Origin of the sequence: Cellulosimicrobium sp. MI9406 (assembly GCF_040595865.1) — a bacterium.
GTDB lineage: Bacteria > Actinomycetota > Actinomycetes > Actinomycetales > Cellulomonadaceae > Cellulosimicrobium > Cellulosimicrobium funkei.
Map to the genome: position 1 here is coordinate 282,171 of NZ_JALIZI010000007.1, position 15,980 is coordinate 298,150.

General features: G+C 77.4%; 13 protein-coding genes. 12 read left to right on the forward strand and 1 reads right to left on the reverse strand.

Annotation, left to right across the window (positions count from 1 at the left end; all coding sequences use genetic code 11):
- Window positions 1–30: 30 nt before the first annotated feature.
- The 9 genes from MT994_RS14925 to MT994_RS14965 all read left to right on the forward strand — a co-directional run bounded on the left by MT994_RS14925 (window position 31) and on the right by MT994_RS14965 (window position 11,763).
- Entirely contained in the window at window positions 31–597 is a 567-nt protein-coding gene (locus tag MT994_RS14925; RefSeq protein ID WP_354806878.1) for a hypothetical protein, read from the forward strand.
- On the forward strand, window positions 594–2,309 hold the full coding sequence (locus MT994_RS14930) for an AAA family ATPase (RefSeq protein ID WP_354806879.1): 1,716 nt from the start codon (window positions 594–596) through the stop codon (window positions 2,307–2,309). Before MT994_RS14925 ends, MT994_RS14930 begins: the two co-directional genes overlap by 4 nt.
- A complete protein-coding gene (locus tag MT994_RS14935) occupies window positions 2,306–3,664 on the forward strand; it encodes a hypothetical protein (protein ID WP_308820499.1) in 1,359 nt (452 codons plus the stop codon). The genes MT994_RS14930 and MT994_RS14935 overlap by 4 nt, the downstream gene beginning before the upstream one ends.
- A complete protein-coding gene (locus tag MT994_RS14940) occupies window positions 3,661–4,701 on the forward strand; it encodes a glutamate ABC transporter substrate-binding protein (RefSeq protein WP_354806881.1) in 1,041 nt (346 codons plus the stop codon). The genes MT994_RS14935 and MT994_RS14940 overlap by 4 nt, the downstream gene beginning before the upstream one ends.
- Window positions 4,698–5,804, forward strand: a complete 1,107-nt coding sequence (locus MT994_RS14945; protein ID WP_194228828.1) for a hypothetical protein — start codon at window positions 4,698–4,700, stop codon at window positions 5,802–5,804. Before MT994_RS14940 ends, MT994_RS14945 begins: the two co-directional genes overlap by 4 nt.
- Window positions 5,801–8,152, forward strand: coding sequence for a tetratricopeptide repeat protein (locus MT994_RS14950; RefSeq protein WP_354806882.1), 2,352 nt, complete (start codon window positions 5,801–5,803; stop codon window positions 8,150–8,152). The genes MT994_RS14945 and MT994_RS14950 overlap by 4 nt, the downstream gene beginning before the upstream one ends.
- Window positions 8,149–9,447, forward strand: coding sequence for a PP2C family serine/threonine-protein phosphatase (locus tag MT994_RS14955; RefSeq protein ID WP_354806883.1), 1,299 nt, complete (start codon window positions 8,149–8,151; stop codon window positions 9,445–9,447). The genes MT994_RS14950 and MT994_RS14955 overlap by 4 nt, the downstream gene beginning before the upstream one ends.
- Window positions 9,448–9,517: 70 nt before the next feature.
- On the forward strand, window positions 9,518–10,801 hold the full coding sequence (locus MT994_RS14960) for a VWA domain-containing protein (protein WP_021483252.1): 1,284 nt from the start codon (window positions 9,518–9,520) through the stop codon (window positions 10,799–10,801).
- Window positions 10,798–11,763, forward strand: a complete 966-nt coding sequence (locus MT994_RS14965) for an FHA domain-containing protein (RefSeq protein ID WP_354806884.1) — start codon at window positions 10,798–10,800, stop codon at window positions 11,761–11,763. The genes MT994_RS14960 and MT994_RS14965 overlap by 4 nt, the downstream gene beginning before the upstream one ends.
- Before the next feature lie 7 nt (window positions 11,764–11,770).
- Here MT994_RS14965 and MT994_RS14970 read toward each other — a convergent pair whose 3' ends face one another.
- Window positions 11,771–12,247, reverse strand: a complete 477-nt coding sequence (locus MT994_RS14970; protein ID WP_228485289.1) for an Hsp20/alpha crystallin family protein — start codon at window positions 12,245–12,247, stop codon at window positions 11,771–11,773.
- 347 nt (window positions 12,248–12,594) lie between these two features.
- Here MT994_RS14970 and MT994_RS14975 point away from each other — a divergent pair, with 347 nt between their 5' ends.
- The 3 genes from MT994_RS14975 to MT994_RS14985 are packed head-to-tail and all read left to right on the forward strand — an operon-like array spanning window position 12,595 to window position 15,934.
- Entirely contained in the window at window positions 12,595–13,308 is a 714-nt protein-coding gene (locus MT994_RS14975) for a biotin transporter BioY (protein ID WP_354806886.1), read from the forward strand.
- 20 nt (window positions 13,309–13,328) lie between these two features.
- Window positions 13,329–14,726 (forward strand): class I adenylate-forming enzyme family protein, encoded by a 1,398-nt coding sequence (locus MT994_RS14980; RefSeq protein WP_354806887.1) that lies wholly within the window; start codon window positions 13,329–13,331, stop codon window positions 14,724–14,726.
- Window positions 14,723–15,934 carry a thiolase family protein gene (locus tag MT994_RS14985; protein ID WP_354806888.1) on the forward strand — a complete coding sequence of 404 codons (1,212 nt, stop codon included), beginning with the start codon at window positions 14,723–14,725 and terminating at the stop codon, window positions 15,932–15,934. Before MT994_RS14980 ends, MT994_RS14985 begins: the two co-directional genes overlap by 4 nt.
- The last annotated feature ends 46 nt before the right edge of the window (window positions 15,935–15,980 follow it).

Consider the following 15,980-nt stretch of genomic DNA (forward strand, 5'->3'; position numbering starts at 1 on the left):
CCCCGCACCACAGATCGGACCCCGAGCTAGATGGGCTGGTTCTCCGACGTGATCGGCCGCCTCGGCGGCCGGTCCTCCGCGCCCGAGCCCGAGCACGGGCTGCCGGCCCCGCCCACGTCGACCGACATCCTCGCGTCGGTCGAGCGGGTCGAGCAGCAGATCGAGGGGCGCGTGCCGCCCGCCGTGACGGCGCGCGTGCACCGCATCACCGGCACGGTCGAGGAGATGGTCCCGCGCCTCGACCGCCTCGGCGGCGGGTCGCAGCAGGCGCACACGGTCGTCGCGACGGCGACGAGCTACCTGCCCGAGGCCGTCGGCGCCTACCTGCGCCTGCCGCGCGACTTCGCCGACCGGCGGGTCGTGGCGCAGGGCAAGACGTCGCTCATGCTGCTGTGCGACCAGCTCGACCTGCTCGGCGTGACGCTCGACAAGATCTCCGACGCCGTCTCGCGGGCCGACGCCGCGGCCCTCGTCGCGCACGGCGCGTTCCTCGCGGAGAAGTTCCGCGACTCGTCAATCGCGCTCGACCCTGGCGCGGGCCGGGGCACGCCGCAGCCGGGCCCGCCGTCGGAGCCCGGACGACTGGAGGCACCGTGACCACCCCGGACACCCCGACCCTCGCGGCGGCGCTCGACGCGCTGGACGCCGCCGCGCGTACCGCGGGCGTCGACGAGGAGGCCGCCCGCGACGAGGGCGCGCGCCTCGCCGCGGCCGTCGCCGAGTCCTCCCCCGGCGCCCCGGCGGCGTGGCTCGCCGCGCTGGGCCACGACCCGGCGGCGACGGGCGCGTTCTTCACCGCGGCGTCGAGCGCCCGGCGCTGGCGCACGTCCCCGACCGACGTCCTCGCCGCCCTCGGGGCAGCGCGCTCGAAGCACGCGACCGCGTACGGGCAGGCGCTCGCCGACGTCGCCCGCGCGGCTGCGCGCCTCGGCTCCCCCGGCCCGCACGTCGCCGGGGCCGCCGCCTCGACCGCCGCGGTCCAGCAGGCCGGAGCCGGCCCAGTGGCCGCTCCCGCTGTCGGCCACGCGCCGTCGGGCCCGACGCCCGCCGCGGGCGGCCCGCTCGCCGCCCCCCGCACGACGGGCGGGGCGGACCCGTTCGACCTCGGCGACCTGCTCGCCGCGCAGGGCTCGCTCGACGCGCTGCGTCGCCCGGCCCCCGAGGTCCCGACGGTCGCGTCGATCCTCGACGCGCTCGGCGCGCGCGGGACCGGGGGCGGAGCCGCGCCGTCCGGCACGACGCACGCCCCGCCGTCGGGCACGACGGCGGACGCGACCGCCGGGAGCGCGGAGACGGCCATGGAGACCGCCGCGGAGGCGGCGGTCGAGGAGGAGCCCGCGCGCTCGATCGAGGAGCTGCTCGCCGAGCTCGACGCGCTCACGGGCCTCACGCGCGTCAAGGACGAGATCCACCGCCAGACCGAGCTGCTGCGCGTCGAGAAGCTGCGCACCGAGGCGGGCCTGACCCGCCCCACGCTCACGCGCCACCTCGTGTTCCTCGGCAACCCGGGCACGGGCAAGACGACGGTCGCGAGGCTCGTCGCGGGCATCTACCGCGCGCTCGGGCTGCTCGAGAAGGGCCACCTCGTCGAGGTCGACCGCTCGGAGCTCGTCGCGGGCTACCTCGGGCAGACGGCCGTCAAGACGTCGGAGGTCGTCGCGACCGCGCTCGGCGGCGTCCTGTTCGTCGACGAGGCGTACGGGCTCGCGGAGGACCAGTACGGCGCCGAGGCGATCAACACCCTCGTCAAGGACATGGAGGACCACCGCGACGAGCTCGTCGTCATCGTCGCCGGCTACCCCGGCCCGATGGCCGACTTCCTCGCGACGAACCCCGGCCTCGAGTCGCGGTTCTCCACGACCATCACGTTCGAGGACTACGCCGACGCCGAGCTGCGCGACATCTTCGCGAGCATGGCCTCCCGGGCCGACTTCGAGCCGACCCCCGAGGCGCTCGACGTCTTCGCCCGGCTCGCCGCGGCGCAGCCGCGCACCGAGGGGTTCGGCAACGCGCGCTGGGCCCGCAACGTGCTCGACGCCGCGATCGCGCGCCACGCGTGGCGGCTCAAGGACGTCGACGCCCCGACGATCGACGAGCTGCGCCTGCTCCTGCCCGTCGACCTCGTGGACGGCGAGGGCGCTCCCGCGCTCCTCGCGACGCTCGAGCCGCCCGCACCCGAGGACGCGCCGGCCGAGTCCCCTGCCCCCGAGAGCACCGAGACCACCGACGGCACCGACGGCACCGACGACACCGACGACACCGACGACGCACCCGACACCGCACGCTCCAGCGCCGAGGAGAACGCATGACGACCACCCCGGTCCGCCCGGCGGGCCAGCAGATCGTCCCGGCCGGCGGACCCGCGCCGGGCGGTGCCCTGACCGCCCCGGGCGGGGGCGCCGTCGTCCCGCAGGGTTCGCAGGGCGCCGCCGTGTCCCGTGCGCGCGGCGCGCTGCGACGGACGCCCGGCAAGCTGCGCCTCGTCATGGCGCTGTGCGTGCTCGCCGCGCTCGCGCTCGGCGTCCTCGGGTTCCAGGCCGGCAGCCTCCAGTCGCGCGCCCTCGCCGCGGCGAGCGAGGACGCGGCCCAGCTCGTCGGGGTCCAGGAGGTCCGCAACGCGCTCGTCGCCGCGGACGCGACCGCCACCGGGGCGTTCCTCGTCGGGGGCCTCGAGCCCGCCGACCAGCGTGCGCGGTACGACGAGCTCGTCGACCAGGCCGCGAACCGTCTCGCCACGCTCTCGGGCAGCAACGAGGCGGACGCCGCGCTGCTGGGCCAGGTGGCCGCCGACCTCACGGTCTACACCGGCCTCGTCGAGCAGGCGCGCGCCACCAACCGCCAGGGCTTCCCCGTCGGGTCCGCGTACCTCGACCAGGCCTCGACGATCCTGCGCGAGCAGATGCTCCCCGCGCTCGACGAGGTCGTGCTCGACGACGCCGACCGCGTCGCCGCGGACTTCTCGGGCGTGCGCAACGCGCTGTGGGTGCTCGCGGCCGGCCTGCTGGCCCTCGCCGTGCTCCTCGCGAGCCAGGTCTGGCTCGCGCGGCGCACGCACCGCGTGCTCAACGTGGGGCTCGCCGTCGCCACGGCCGTGCTGCTCGTCGTCGGCGTCGTCTCGACGGTCCTGCTGTCCCAGGCGAGCGCCCGCGCGCACGACGTGCGGACCGGCCCGTACGCCGCGACGCTCGCCGCGTCGCAGGCGTACTCGCTCGCGAACGACGCGAAGTCCATGGAGGCGTTCACGCTCATCAAACGCGGCTCGGGGCAGACGTACGAGGAGTCGTTCGTCGCCGCGACGGACGACGCGGCGGCACGCCTCGACACCGCGGCGGCCGAGGGCAACCTCGACGGGACGACGGCGCAGGCGCTCGACGCCTGGGTCGCGCGGCACGCCGAGATCCGCGCGCTCGACGACGCGGGCCAGTGGGACGACGCGGTCGCCCTCGCGACCGCGACCGACCCCGAGAGCCCCAACGCCGCGTTCGACGCGTTCTCGGCCGCGGCGCGCGACGACATCGAGACCCACGCCGCCGCGACGAGCGACCGCCTCGACGGCGCGGCGACCACGGCCACCGTCGCGGGCTGGCTGCTGCTCGCGGCAGGGCTCGTCGCGGCGCTGCTCGCGTGGCGCGGCGTGACGGCACGACTGGAGGAGTACCGGTGACCACGACGCCCGCCCCCCACGCCCGGCCCGCCGGGACCCGCCGCACCGGCACGCGCGCGCGCCGCGCCGGCGTCGTCACGACCGGGCTGGCCTCGGCGCTCGTCGCGCTGCTGACGCTCGGCGCGTGCTCCGGGCCGTCCGGCGCGGAGGACCTGCGCCTGACGACCACCCCGCAGGACGAGTCGGCCACGGAGTCCCCCGCGGCACCCGCCGCACCCGCCGAGTGCGCCGACCCGCTCGCCTCGTACGCGCCCGAGGGCGCGCTGCCCGGCCCGGACGCCCTGCCCGGCGGCAGCACCATGGCCGCGATCCGCGACCGCGGCACGCTCGTCGTCGGCGTCTCGGCGGACACGCTGCTCATGGGCGCGCGCAACCCGCTGTCCGGCCAGATCGAGGGCTTCGACATCGACGTGCTGCACGAGGTGTCGCGCGCGATCTTCGGCGACCCCGACCGGCTGCAGTTCCGCGTCATCACGTCGGGGCAGCGGCTCGAGGTGCTCGAGAACGGCGAGGTCGACCTCGTCGCGCGCGCCTTCACCATCAACTGCGAGCGCTGGGAGTCCATCGCGTTCTCCGCGGAGTACTACCACGCGGGGCAGAAGGTGCTCGTCACGCGCGACTCGACCGCGAACGGGATCGCGGACCTCGAGGGACAGCGCGTGTGCGCGCCCGAGGGCACGACGACGCTCACGCGCCTCGAGCAGTTCTCCGGCATCGAGCCCGTCCCGGCGACCACGCACACGCAGTGCCTCGTGCTGTTCCAGCAGGGCAAGGTCGACGCGATCACGGGTGACGACACGATCCTCGCAGGCTTCGCGGCCCAGGACCCGTACGCGAAGGTCGTCGGCGAGGCGATCAGCGACGAGCCCTACGGCATCGGCGTCCCGGCGCAGAACGTCGACATGGTGCGGTTCGTCAACGGCGTGCTGGAGCAGATGAAGGCCGACGGGCGCTGGGCCGCGATCTACGGCGAGTGGCTCGGCGGCCTCGGCCCGGCCCCGACCCCGCCGGCCGCGGTGTACGGCCGCACGCCGTGACGCGCACCCCCGCACCCGAGGCGCCGGGACGGCTCGGCGAGGCGATCCCCGCCGCCGACCTCTTGGCGTACCTCGGCGCGCTCGAGACCTGGCTCGACGAGCGCCGCACCGAGCTCGACCGGCTCGACGCCGCCGCGCAGGCTGCCGCGACGCCCGACGCCTACACCGCCGACCTCGTGCTCGCGCTGTCGCTGTGGCAGGCGATCCGCTCGCGCGCCGACGAGATCCGGCCCGTGTGGGACTCGGGCCGGGCCGACGCCGTCGCGCGCGAGAAGATCTCCCAGCTCCTGTGGGGCCGGCTCGACTCGGGCTCGGGCGCCGCGCTCGTCTCGCTCGTCGAGGCGGTCAAGCTGTGCGACGCGCTCGTCGTGCAGCTGCGCACGCGCCTGTCCTTCGACCCGCACACGGCCGACCAGGTCGCGCGGCTGCGCGGCGTGCGCGCCGAGCTCGTGCGCTGCGAGGACCTCGCAGGCTCGGACGCCGACGCGCGCGGGCGCGTCGAGACCCTCCGCGGGCGCCTCGACCACCTCGTCGCGCAGGCCGCGCGCGGCGCCGACGTGTCGGGCCCGCTCGCGGAGCTCGAGACCGAGGTCGCGCGCGCCGAGCGCGACCTCATCGTCGCGTCCGCGCAGCGTCGCGAGCTGCGCCGCGACCGCGCCCGCACCGAGGAGCAGCGCGCCGCGCTCGAGGCGCGCGAGCCCGCCCTGCGCGAGCTCGTCGCGCGCTGCCGCCGCGAGATCGCGCACCCGCCGCGGCTCGCCGTCCCGGACGTCTCGCGCCTCGGCCCCGTGCCCGACTCGCGGTTCGAGCTCGACGCCTACGCGGCCCGGCTCGCGACCGTGGCCCGCGCCGTCGAGACCGTCGAGGACGCCTACACCCGTCCCCTGCGCGCCCGCGCCGAGCTGCGGTACAGCCTGGAGCGGCTCGCCGCGCGGGCCGACGCCAACGGCCGCTCGGCGTCCCCCACGGTGCGCTCGGGCCTCGCCGAGGCGCGCGAGGCCGTCGAGACGACGCCGTGCGACGTGACGCTCGCGCGGTTCCTCGTCGAGCAGTACCAGTTCCTCACCCGCGACCTGCCCACCCCGGAAGGAGCGTCGTCGTGACGACCACCGCGACCGTCCCGTGCTCGGAGCCCGGCTGCCCGGGCACCATCGAGGACGGCTACTGCAACGTCTGCGGCGCGCCCGCGGGCGGCTCCGGCACCACGCCGACGCCCGCCGCGAGCGGCACCACCGGCGTGCCCGCGCCCGGGAGCGCGGCCGCCGCCTCGCCGTCCGCCATGCTCGGCACCGGGTTCGTGGAGGGCCGCCCGGGCACCGCCGGGGCGGGCGACCCCGACGCCGAGCGCTCCACGCGCACCGGCCGCACGAGCTCGAGCCGCCTCGCGTCGACCGCCCTCGGCTCCGCGCGCACCGCCGCGACCGGCTCCAAGGCGACCCGTCGCGTCGGGACCTCCTCGACGCGCCTGCGCGGGCGTGGCCTCGGCGCGGGCCTCACGACGGTCCCGTCGGTGCCCGTCCGGGACCCGCTGCAGTCCGTCATGGCCGTGCCCGAGGTCGCCGAGCGCAAGCGCTTCTGCCCCGCGTGCGGCGAGAAGGTCGGCCGCGGGCGCGACGGCCAGCCCGGCCGCACCTCCGGGTTCTGCCCCCACTGCGGCAACCGCTTCGACTTCACCCCGCAGCTGAAGCCCGGCGACCTCGTGGGCGGCCAGTACGAGGTCGTGGGCTGCCTCGCGCACGGCGGCCTCGGCTGGATCTACCTCGCGCGCGACCAGAACGTGTCCGGCCGGTGGGTCGTGCTCAAGGGCCTGCTCAACTCCGGCGACCCCGACGCCTACGCGGCGGCGATCTCGGAGCGCCAGTTCCTCGCGGAGGTCGAGCACCCGCTCATCGTCGAGATCTACAACTTCGCCATGCACGACGGCGCCGGCTACACCGTCATGGAGTACGTCGGCGGCGAGTCGCTCAAGGAGATCCTCCAGCAGCGCCGGGAGGACAACAACGGGGTCATCGACCCGATGCCCGTGGACCAGGCCCTCGCCTACGTGCTCGCGATCCTGCCCGCGTTCGCGTACCTGCACGACCACAACCTGCTGTTCTGCGACTTCAAGCCGGAGAACGTCATCCAGCAGGGCGACGGCGTGAAGCTCATCGACCTCGGCGGCGTGCGCCGCACCGACGACCTCACGTCCGCGATCTTCGGCACCGTCGGCTACCAGGCGCCCGAGGTCGCGGAGGTCGGGCCGTCGGTCGCGTCCGACATCTACACGATCGGCCGCACCCTCGCGACGCTCGTCCTCGACTTCCGCGGGAACACGACGACGTACGTCGCGTCGCTCCCGCCCGTCGCGGACACCCCGGTGTTCCAGCAGTACGACTCGTTCTACCGCCTGCTCGCCAAGGCGTGCGCGCTCGACCCGGCCGACCGGTTCGCGACCGCGGACGAGATGCGCACCCAGCTCCTCGGCGTCCTGCGCGAGGTCGTGGCGGCGGACGCCGGCCCGGGCAACCCGGCGCTGCACTCCGCGGCCTCGGTCCTGTTCGAGGCGCCGGTCGCGGACGTCGCGTCCCGCCCGCTCGCCTGGGACGAGCTGCCGACGCTGCGGCGCGACGACCACGACCCCATGGCGAGCTGGCTCGCCGGGGTCAACGTCGTGGACCCGGACGCGCGCCTCGCCGCGCTCGCCGACGCGCCCGAGGACACGGTCGAGGTGCGCCTCGCCCGTGCGCGCGCCGCGATCGAGGCCGAGCGGTTCGACGTGCTGCGCGACACGATCGCGACCATCCTCGCGGACGACCCGTGGGAGTGGCGCGCCGCGTGGATCGGGGGCCTCGGCGAGCTCGCGCAGGGCGACCCGGTCGCGGCGCGCGCGTCGTTCAACGCCGTGTACGGGCAGGTGCCGGGCGAGCTCGCGCCCAAGCTCGCGCTCGCCGCGGCCTGCGAGCTGAGCGGCGAGCCCGACATCGCCGAGTCGCTCTACGTGATCTGCGCGCGCACCGACGCGAACTACACCGCGCCGGCCGCGTTCGGGCTCATGCGCGTGCGCGAGGCGCGCGGCGACCTCGACGGCGCGCTGCACGCGCTCGACCTCGTCGGCCCGACGCGCGGGTCGTACGTCGAGTCCCGCACGCTCCGCGCGCACCTGCTCGCCGCCTCGGGCCGCGGGCTGCCCGCGCTCGCCGACGCCATGGCGAGCGTCTCGACCGTCGCGATCGCGCCGCGCGAGCGGGCCGAGCTCGCGGTGGGCGTCCTGCGCTCCGCGCTCGACACCGTGACCACCTCCGGCCCGGAGCCGACCACGCGCATCGCGGGCGTGCCCGCCGACGAGCCCGCGCTGCGCGACGCGCTCGAGGGCGCGTACCGCGAGCTCGCGTCGCTCACCGACTCGCGGGACGAGCGCATCACGCTCGTGGACCGCGCGAACGAGGTGCGCCGGTGGACGCTCCGATGAGCGACTCCCCCGCGCCCGCGCCCGCACCGGTGCCCGGCGGCACGGTCGCGGAGCCGAGCGGCGTGCTCGCCTGCCCGGCGTGCGGGGAACCGTCGCCCGAGGGCGCCCGGTTCTGCGAGGCGTGCGGCACCCCGCTCGCCCCGCTCCCGACCGCGACGGGCTCGGACGCCGGGACCGGAGCTGCCGCGGACCTCGCGACCGACGCCGCGACGGACCCTGCAGCAGCCGGGACCGGGGACGGCGGGCCCGGGTCCGACGACGGGACCGCCGCCGGGACCACCGAGCCGTCGGGCGAGGCCTCCGCCGAGACCGACGGCGACGGCACCGAGAGCGGCGCGCGCCCCTGCGTGCGCTGCGGCGGCCGGGTCGCCGAGGACGGGTACTGCACCGAGTGCGGCGAGCCCGCGGCGTCGGAGCGCGACCACTGGGCCGAGCGGCCCGCGAGCTGGGTCGCCGGCGTGTGCGATCGGGGCGTGCGGCACTCGCGCAACGAGGACGCGATGGCCCTGGCGGCGAGCCCGTCCGCGACCGCCGAGCGGGCGTTCGCGGCGCTCGTCGTGTGCGACGGCGTGTCCTCCGCCCCTGACTCCGACGTCGCGAGCCTCGCCGCGGCGCGCGCCGCGCGCGACGTGCTCGCGGCGCGCGGCCCCGACGGGCCCGACCCTGTGACCGGCGAGGCCTCGGCGCGCATGGGCGCGTGGTCCGCGCTCCTCGGCGACGCGTCGCGCGCCGCGCAGGACGCGATCCTCGCGACCGTCGGCACGATGGCCGACCGCGAGAACCCGCCGTCGTGCACGTTCGTCGCGGCCGTCCTCGACGGGCCGCTCGTCGTGGCGGGCTGGGTGGGCGACTCGCGCGCCTACTGGATCCCGGACGACGGCGACGCGCACCAGCTCAGCGTGGACGACTCGTGGGCGCAGGAGATGATCGCGCAGGGCGTGCCGCGCGCCCAGGCGGAGACGTCGCCGCAGGCGCACGCCATCACGCGCTGGCTCGGCCCCGACGCCCCCGACCCGGTGGCCCGCACGGCCGCGACCCTGCCCGACCGCGACGGCTGGCTGCTCGTGTGCTCGGACGGCCTGTGGAACTACTGCTCCCCCGCGGCCGACCTGGCGGCCCTCGTGCGCAGCACGCAGGACCGCGTCGGCGACGACCCGCAGGTGCTCGCGGGCGCGCTCGTCGACTGGGCGAACGCCCAGGGCGGCCGGGACAACATCACGGCGACGCTCGCCCGGTTCTCCCGGGCGTCGTCCGCGACCCCGCCGCCGCCCCCGGCGGACCCCGCCACCGCCTGACGCGCACCGCGCGTCGGGCCCCGACGACCCGATAGCCTGCACGAACACCCGCACCACCGAAGGAGCCCCCATGGCCGAGTTCGCCGCCGAGGTCTACCAGAACGAGTTCCTGTCCGAGGGCGCGACGGACGTCCACGCGATCGTCACCGTGACGTGCCGCGGCGCCGGGAGCGCGGGGAGCGCCGGCGGCGCGGGCGGGGTGGCCGAGATCATCATGGTCGACACGTCGGGGTCGATGTCGGGGCGCAACATCGAGGCCGCGAAGCACGCCGCCCAGGTCGCGGTCGACCAGATCCTCGACGGCACGTGGTTCGCGATCGTCGGCGGCAGCCACGTCGCGAACCGTGCGTTCCCCTACCCGAACGCCCGCATGGCCATGGTCCAGATGGAGCCGGGCGCGCGGGCCGAGGCGAAGCGCGCGATCTCGATGCTCACGCCCGGCGGCGGCACGGCGATGAGCACGTGGCTGCGCCTCGCGGACCAGCTCTTCGCCACGGTGCCGCAGGCGACGCAGCGGCACGCGATCCTGCTCACCGACGGCAAGAACGAGTCGGAGCCCCGCGCCAACCTCTCGGCCGCGGTCCGGGACGTCACGGGCCACTTCCAGTGCGACGCGCGCGGCGTCGGCTCGCGCTGGCAGGTCGACGAGCTGCGCGAGATCTCCACCGCGCTGCTCGGCACGGTGGACCTCATCGCGGACCCGAACGAGATCGCCGCCGACTTCGAGAAGCTCATGCAGGCGTCGATGGCGCGCGGCGTCGCCTCGGCCGACCTGCGCGTGTGGGCCCCGCAGGGCTCGCAGGTGCTGTTCGTGCGCCAGGTCGCCCCGACCGTCGAGGACCTCACGCACCGCCGGGCCGAGGTCAACCCGCTCACGGGCGCGTACCCGACCGGGTCGTGGGGCGACGAGTCGCGCGACTACCACGTCGCGGTGCGCGTGGCCTCGAAGCCCGTCGGCTCCGAGCAGCTCGCGGCGCGCGTCCAGCTCGCCGTGAACGGCGAGGTCGTGTCCTCGGGCCTGGTCAAGGCGAAGTGGTCCGACGACGAGTCGCTCACCACGCGCATCAACCCCGAGGTCGCGCACTACACCGGCCAGACCGAGCTCGCCGCGGCGATCCAGGAGGGCCTCGCGGCCAAGGCGTCGGGCGACGAGGCGACGGCGACCGTCAAGCTCGGCCGCGCCGTCCAGCTCGCGCAGCAGACGGGGAACGAGGAGGCGACGTCGCGCCTGCGCAAGGTCGTCGAGATCGACGACGAGGAGCACGGCACCGTGCGGCTCAAGCGCAACACCTCGACGCTCGACGAGATGGCGCTCGACACCGCCTCGACGAAGACGACGCGGGTGCGTCGGTGAGCGCCGTCGTCTGCCCCAACGGGCACCCCTCGGAGTCGACCGACTACTGCGACGTGTGCGGCGAGCCCATCGCCGCGGCGTCGGCACCCGCGACGCCCGCGGCGGGCGCGGCGTCCCCTGCTCCGGGCGGGGCCTCCGCACCGGCGCAGGCCCTCGAGTGCCCGAACTGCGGCTCGCCCGCTCCTGCCGGCGCGCTGTTCTGCGAGAACTGCGGCTACGACTTCACCACCGGCGCCCTGCCCGACCCGGTGGAGCCTGCGTCGGCGCTCTCGCTCGACCCGCCGTCGCGCCCCACGCCGGCCACCCCGGCCGCACCCGCCGCTGCCCCGGCCGCACCGGAGGCGGGCCTCGCGTCGGGCGTGACGCCGCCCCCGCTCCCGGCTCCGGCCGCGTCCCCCGCGTCCGCGGCCACCCCGCCGCCGGGCGCCTCCGCACCGATCGAGGCTCCGGCGTCGACCCCGGTCCCCCGGACCGCCGCGGGTGCGCAGCCCACCGGTGCGCCCGCGGACCCGGCCGCGCCGTCGGGCGCGCACCTGCCGACGCCGCCCGTGCCCGGGCCGGACCAGTGGGTCGTCGAGATCTGGATCGACCCGGACTGGTACGCGGCCCAGCAGCCCGAGGACCCCATGCCGTCGGCGGGCCTGCCGGGGCTCGTCGTGCTGCGCGAGCGCAGCGTGCTCGTGGGGCGCCCGTCGGTCTCGCGCGGCATCCACCCGCAGGTCGACTGCGGCGCGGACACCGGCGTCTCGCGACGGCACTGCCAGCTCAGCACGGACGGGCAGCGCTGGTGGGTCGAGGACCTGCAGTCCTCGAACGGCACCTACGTGAGCCCCGCGGGCGAACCGCTCCCGACGGACCCGATCCCCGCCGGCCAGCGACGCGAGCTGGCCGACGGGGACCGCGTGTACCTCGGGGCGTGGACGCGCCTCGTCGTCCGCAAGGCGCTCCCGGGCGAGGCGTGAGCCCGGCTCAGCCCTCCGACGTCTGAGGCTCGGCCTCGGCCGTGATCTGGGTCGCCGCGCCGCCCGCGCGGTGCGCGACCTCGATCCGGCGGGGCCGGGCCTCCTCGGCCACCGGGATCGTCAGCGTCAGCACGCCGTCCTCGTACGACGCCGTGATCTTGTCGAGCGCCAGGCCGCGCCCCACCGTGAGCTGGCGCGCGTACGTGCCGGACGGCCGCTCGCGGGCGAGCCACTGGACGTCCGGGTCGGTCCGGGGGCTGCGCTCGGCGCGGATGGTCAGCGTGCGGTCCTCGACGGACACGTCGATCGTGCCCGGGTCGACGCCCGGGAGGTCCATCGTCAGCACGTAGTGGTCCCCGGCGCGGAACAGGTCGAGCGGCATGCCGCCCGAGGCCGCCGAGGCGGCGGTCGCGCGGGCGCCGGACGCGAGCTGGCCGACCAGACGGTCCATCGCGTCGAAGGTGCTCGTGAAGGGGTCGGTCATCGCAGCCACACCTCTCACCTCCTCGTCGCACGGTCCCGGACGGTCCGGGACCGGTCGGTGCTCCCGCGAGGCAGGCACCCCGCGGGCGGCTACAGCTCCTGTTTTAGCACTCTCACCTCGAGAGTGCCAAGAGGTGCGACGAGCCGTGTCGCCCGGCCGGACAGGCCGGGTTGTGCTGCTCCCACACCGACCCCGCGCCCGCGCCCCGGCGCGGTTGGAGGATCCCTCCAACGCCTTGTGCGATCCGTGCACGGCGGGCCGCGGAGGTGGTCGCGAGCGCCGTCGCCCGACGACCGCCGTCCCGGCCAGAGTGGACACGCCCGACCACCGACAGCAGGGAGCCCGCGATGACCGACGCCCGCACGGAGACGCCCGCCGCCACCCCGTCCGCCACGGCGCCCACCGCCCCGGAGGTGCTGCGCGACGCACCCCCGGACGCGCTCGACCGTCGCCGCGGCCGGTTCGCGCTCGACGCCGGCGACGCCGCGCGGGTCGCGACGTTCGCCGCGCTCCTGGCCGCGCTCGGCCTGCCCGGCTCGATCGCGCTGTTCGGCAACGCGGTGCCCGTGACGCTCCAGACGCTCGGCGTCATGCTCGCGGGGGCGATCCTCGGCGCGTGGCGCGGCTCGCTCGCCGTCGCGACGTTCCTCGCGCTCGCCGCGGCCGGGCTCCCCGTCCTCGCGGGCGGGCGCGGCGGGCTCGGGGCGTTCGTCGGGCCGTCCGCGGGCTACCTCGTCGGGTTCCTCGCCGGCGCGGCCGTCGTCGGCCTGCTCGTCGACCGGCTCCGGCGCGTCACCTTCGCGCGCGTGCTCGTCGCGTGCGTCGTCGGCGGGATCGCGATCGTCTACGCCGTCGGCATCCCGGTGCAGGCGCTCGTCACGGGCGTGCCGCTGCCCACGACCGCGCAGTTCTCGCTCGCGTTCCTGCCCGGCGACCTGCTCAAGGCGCTCGCCGCCGCCGCGATCACGGTGGGCGTCGTGCGGGCCTACCCCGCGGCCCGTCCGGTCGGGCGCACCGGACGCGTCGACCGTGCCGCGGCCGACGGCCGCCCCGCCTCCTGAACACCTGCGAGAGTGTCCGCGTGCCCGTCGCCCACGAGGTCCTGACGCACGCCGCCGACCCGGCGGTGCGCGACCGTCCCGCCCTGCGCACGCCCGAGCGGTCGCGCACCTACGCCGCGCTCGCCGCGGACGTGCGCGCGGGCGCGACGCACCTGCGCGCGTCGGGTACGCGACCGGGCGACCTCGTCGCCGTGTCGCTGCCGGACCCGCTCGACCTGCTCACGGCGATGCTGGCCGTCGACCACCTGGGCGCGACGCCGCTCGTGTGCGACGCCGCCTGGCCGCGCGCCCACCGCGCCGAGGTGCTGCGCACGCTCGCGCCGCGCACGTTCGTCGAGGTGCCGCTCCCACGCGGGACCGGCACCGCCGACGGCGCGGAGCCCGCGCCGTCGCACGTCCCCGGTCCCGACGACCTCGCGTGGGCGGGGTTCTCGTCCGGGAGCACCGGCCGCCCGCGCGCGGTCGTGCGCACGCGCGCGTCGTGGGCGGGGTCGTTCGACGCGGTCACCCGTCTCCTCGGGCTGCGACCCACCGACGCCGTCCTCGTCCCCGGCCCGCTCGCGTCGTCGCTGTACTGCTTCGCCGCCGTGCACACGCTCGCAGTCGGGGCGTGCGCCGTCCTCACGCGCACCCCGGCCGCGACGACGGCGGCGCTCGCGACGAGCGACATCGTGCACCTCGTGCCGCAGGTCCTCGACGACGTGCTCGACGCCGTCGCCGCGGGCGCGCCGTCCCGGCTGCGGCACGCGGTCGTCGGCGGGGCGTCGCTCGCGCGGGGGGCGCGGGAACGGGCGCGGGGCCTCGGCGTCGACGTGCTCGCGTACTACGGCGCCGTCGAGCTGTCGTTCGTCGCCTACGACCCCGACGGGTCCGGGATGCGCGCGTTCCCCGGCGTGGACCTGGCGGTCCGCCCCCTGCCGTCGGCGAGCGTCGGCGAGGTGTGGGTGCGCTCGCCGTGGGTGTCGCGCGGCTACCTCGCGCGCGCCACGGGACCGCTGCGGCGCGACGGCGCGTGGCACACCGTCGGGGACCTCGCCGACCCGGGGCCGGAGCCGCTCGTGCTGCGCGGCCGGGGCGACGGCGCGATCCTCTCGGGCGGCTCGACGGTCGTGCCCGAGGACGTCGAGGTCGTGCTGCGGGCCGTGCCCGGGGTGCGCGACGTCGTCGTGCTCGGGACGGCGCACCGGCGCCTCGGGGCGGTCGTGACGGCCGTCGTGGAGTGCGACGACCGGTCGGGGCTGCGTGCGCACCTCGAGCGGGTCGCCCGCGCGGCGCTCGCGCCGGCCCAGCGACCGCGGCGCTGGTACGGCACGCGCGCGCTGCCACGGACGCCGTCGGGCAAGCCCGCGCGCGGCGCGGTGAGCGAGGCCCTCGACGGGACGGACCTCGCGCGGTCGGGCCTGGAGCCGCTGCGGTGACCCGGCGGATGTTCGGGGCGACGAACGGCGCGCCCGACGCGACGCCCGTGGTGGTCGCCGCGCGCCGCACGTGGGTCGGCACGGCGGGCCACGGGCACCGGGCGCTCACCGAGGTGGACCTCGCGGCCGCGGCGCTGCGCGCGACCCTCGACGACGCGCGGGCGCACGGCGTCGACGGTGACGTCGCGGACGTCGTGCTCGGGTGCTGCACGGGCCCCGGCGGGGACGTCGCGCGCGTCGCGGCGCTCGCCGCGGGAGCGGGCGTCGGCGTGCCCGGCCTCACGGTCGACCGGCAGTGCGCGTCGGGCCTCGCGGCCGTGCTCGTCGCGGCGCAGCAGGTCCGCGCGGGCGAGGCGGCGCTCGTCCTCGCGGGCGGCACCGAGAGTGCGACGCGCTCGCCCGCGCGGGCCCACCGCACGCCCTGGGGCGACGTCCCGTACGCGCGCGCGGCGTTCGCGCCCGTGCCGTGGGCCGACCCGGGGATGGGCGCGGCGGCCGACGAGCTCGCGCGGCGCCGCGGCGTGACCCGCGAGCGCCAGGAGGCGTACGCGGTGCGCAGCCACGCGCGCGCCCGCGCGGCGCACGACGCCGGCCGGTTCGCCGCCGAGACCGTGCGCGTCGGCCCGCCGGGCCGTGCCCTGGAGCGCGACGAGCGCGCGCGCCGCCTCGACCCGGCCGTCGTCGCACGCCTCTCCCCCGCGTTCGCCCCCGACGGGACCGTCACGGCGGCGACGTCGAGCCCGGTGAGCGACGGCGCCGCGGTCGTCGCGGTGGTTCCCGAGGCGGTGCGCCGCGACCTGGGCCTCGCGGGCCTGCGGGTCGTCGCGTCGGCCACCGTGGGCTGCGACCCGGCGCTGCCCGGGTGGGGCCCGGTGCCCGCGGTGCGCGCCGTGCTCGACCGCGCCGGCGCGCGGCTCGACGACCTCGCGGCGGTCGAGGTCGTCGAGGCGTTCGCGGCCCAGGTGCTCGCGGTCACCGGCGCGCTCGGCCTCGACCCGCTGGGCGACCCGGTGGACGACGCCCGGGTGTGCGCCGACGGCGGCGCCCTCGCGCTGGGCCACCCGTGGGGCGCGAGCGGCGCGGTGGCCGTGGTCCGGCTGTTCTCCCGGCTCGTGCGCGGGGGCGCGCGGGCCGGGACGCTCGGGCTCGCGACGGCGGCCGTCGGCGGCGGCCAGGGCGTCGCGGTGCTCGTGGAGGTGACACGGTGATCGCGCGCACGGCGCGCGCCGTGCGGGGGCGACGACGGGACCGCCC

What these genes read in the sequence shown, in the direction of transcription:
- MT994_RS14925 (WP_354806878.1), top strand. Translation starts at nt 31, where the DNA reads ATGGGCTGGTTCTCCGACGTGATCGGCCGCCTCGGCGGCCGGTCCTCC.
- MT994_RS14935 (WP_308820499.1), top strand. Translation starts at nt 2,306, where the DNA reads ATGACGACCACCCCGGTCCGCCCGGCGGGCCAGCAGATCGTCCCGGCC.
- MT994_RS14955 (WP_354806883.1), top strand. Translation starts at nt 8,149, where the DNA reads ATGAGCGACTCCCCCGCGCCCGCGCCCGCACCGGTGCCCGGCGGCACG.
- MT994_RS14960 (WP_021483252.1), top strand. Translation starts at nt 9,518, where the DNA reads ATGGCCGAGTTCGCCGCCGAGGTCTACCAGAACGAGTTCCTGTCCGAG.
- MT994_RS14970 (WP_228485289.1), bottom strand. Translation starts at nt 12,247, where the DNA reads ATGACCGACCCCTTCACGAGCACCTTCGACGCGATGGACCGTCTGGTC.
- MT994_RS14975 (WP_354806886.1), top strand. Translation starts at nt 12,595, where the DNA reads ATGACCGACGCCCGCACGGAGACGCCCGCCGCCACCCCGTCCGCCACG.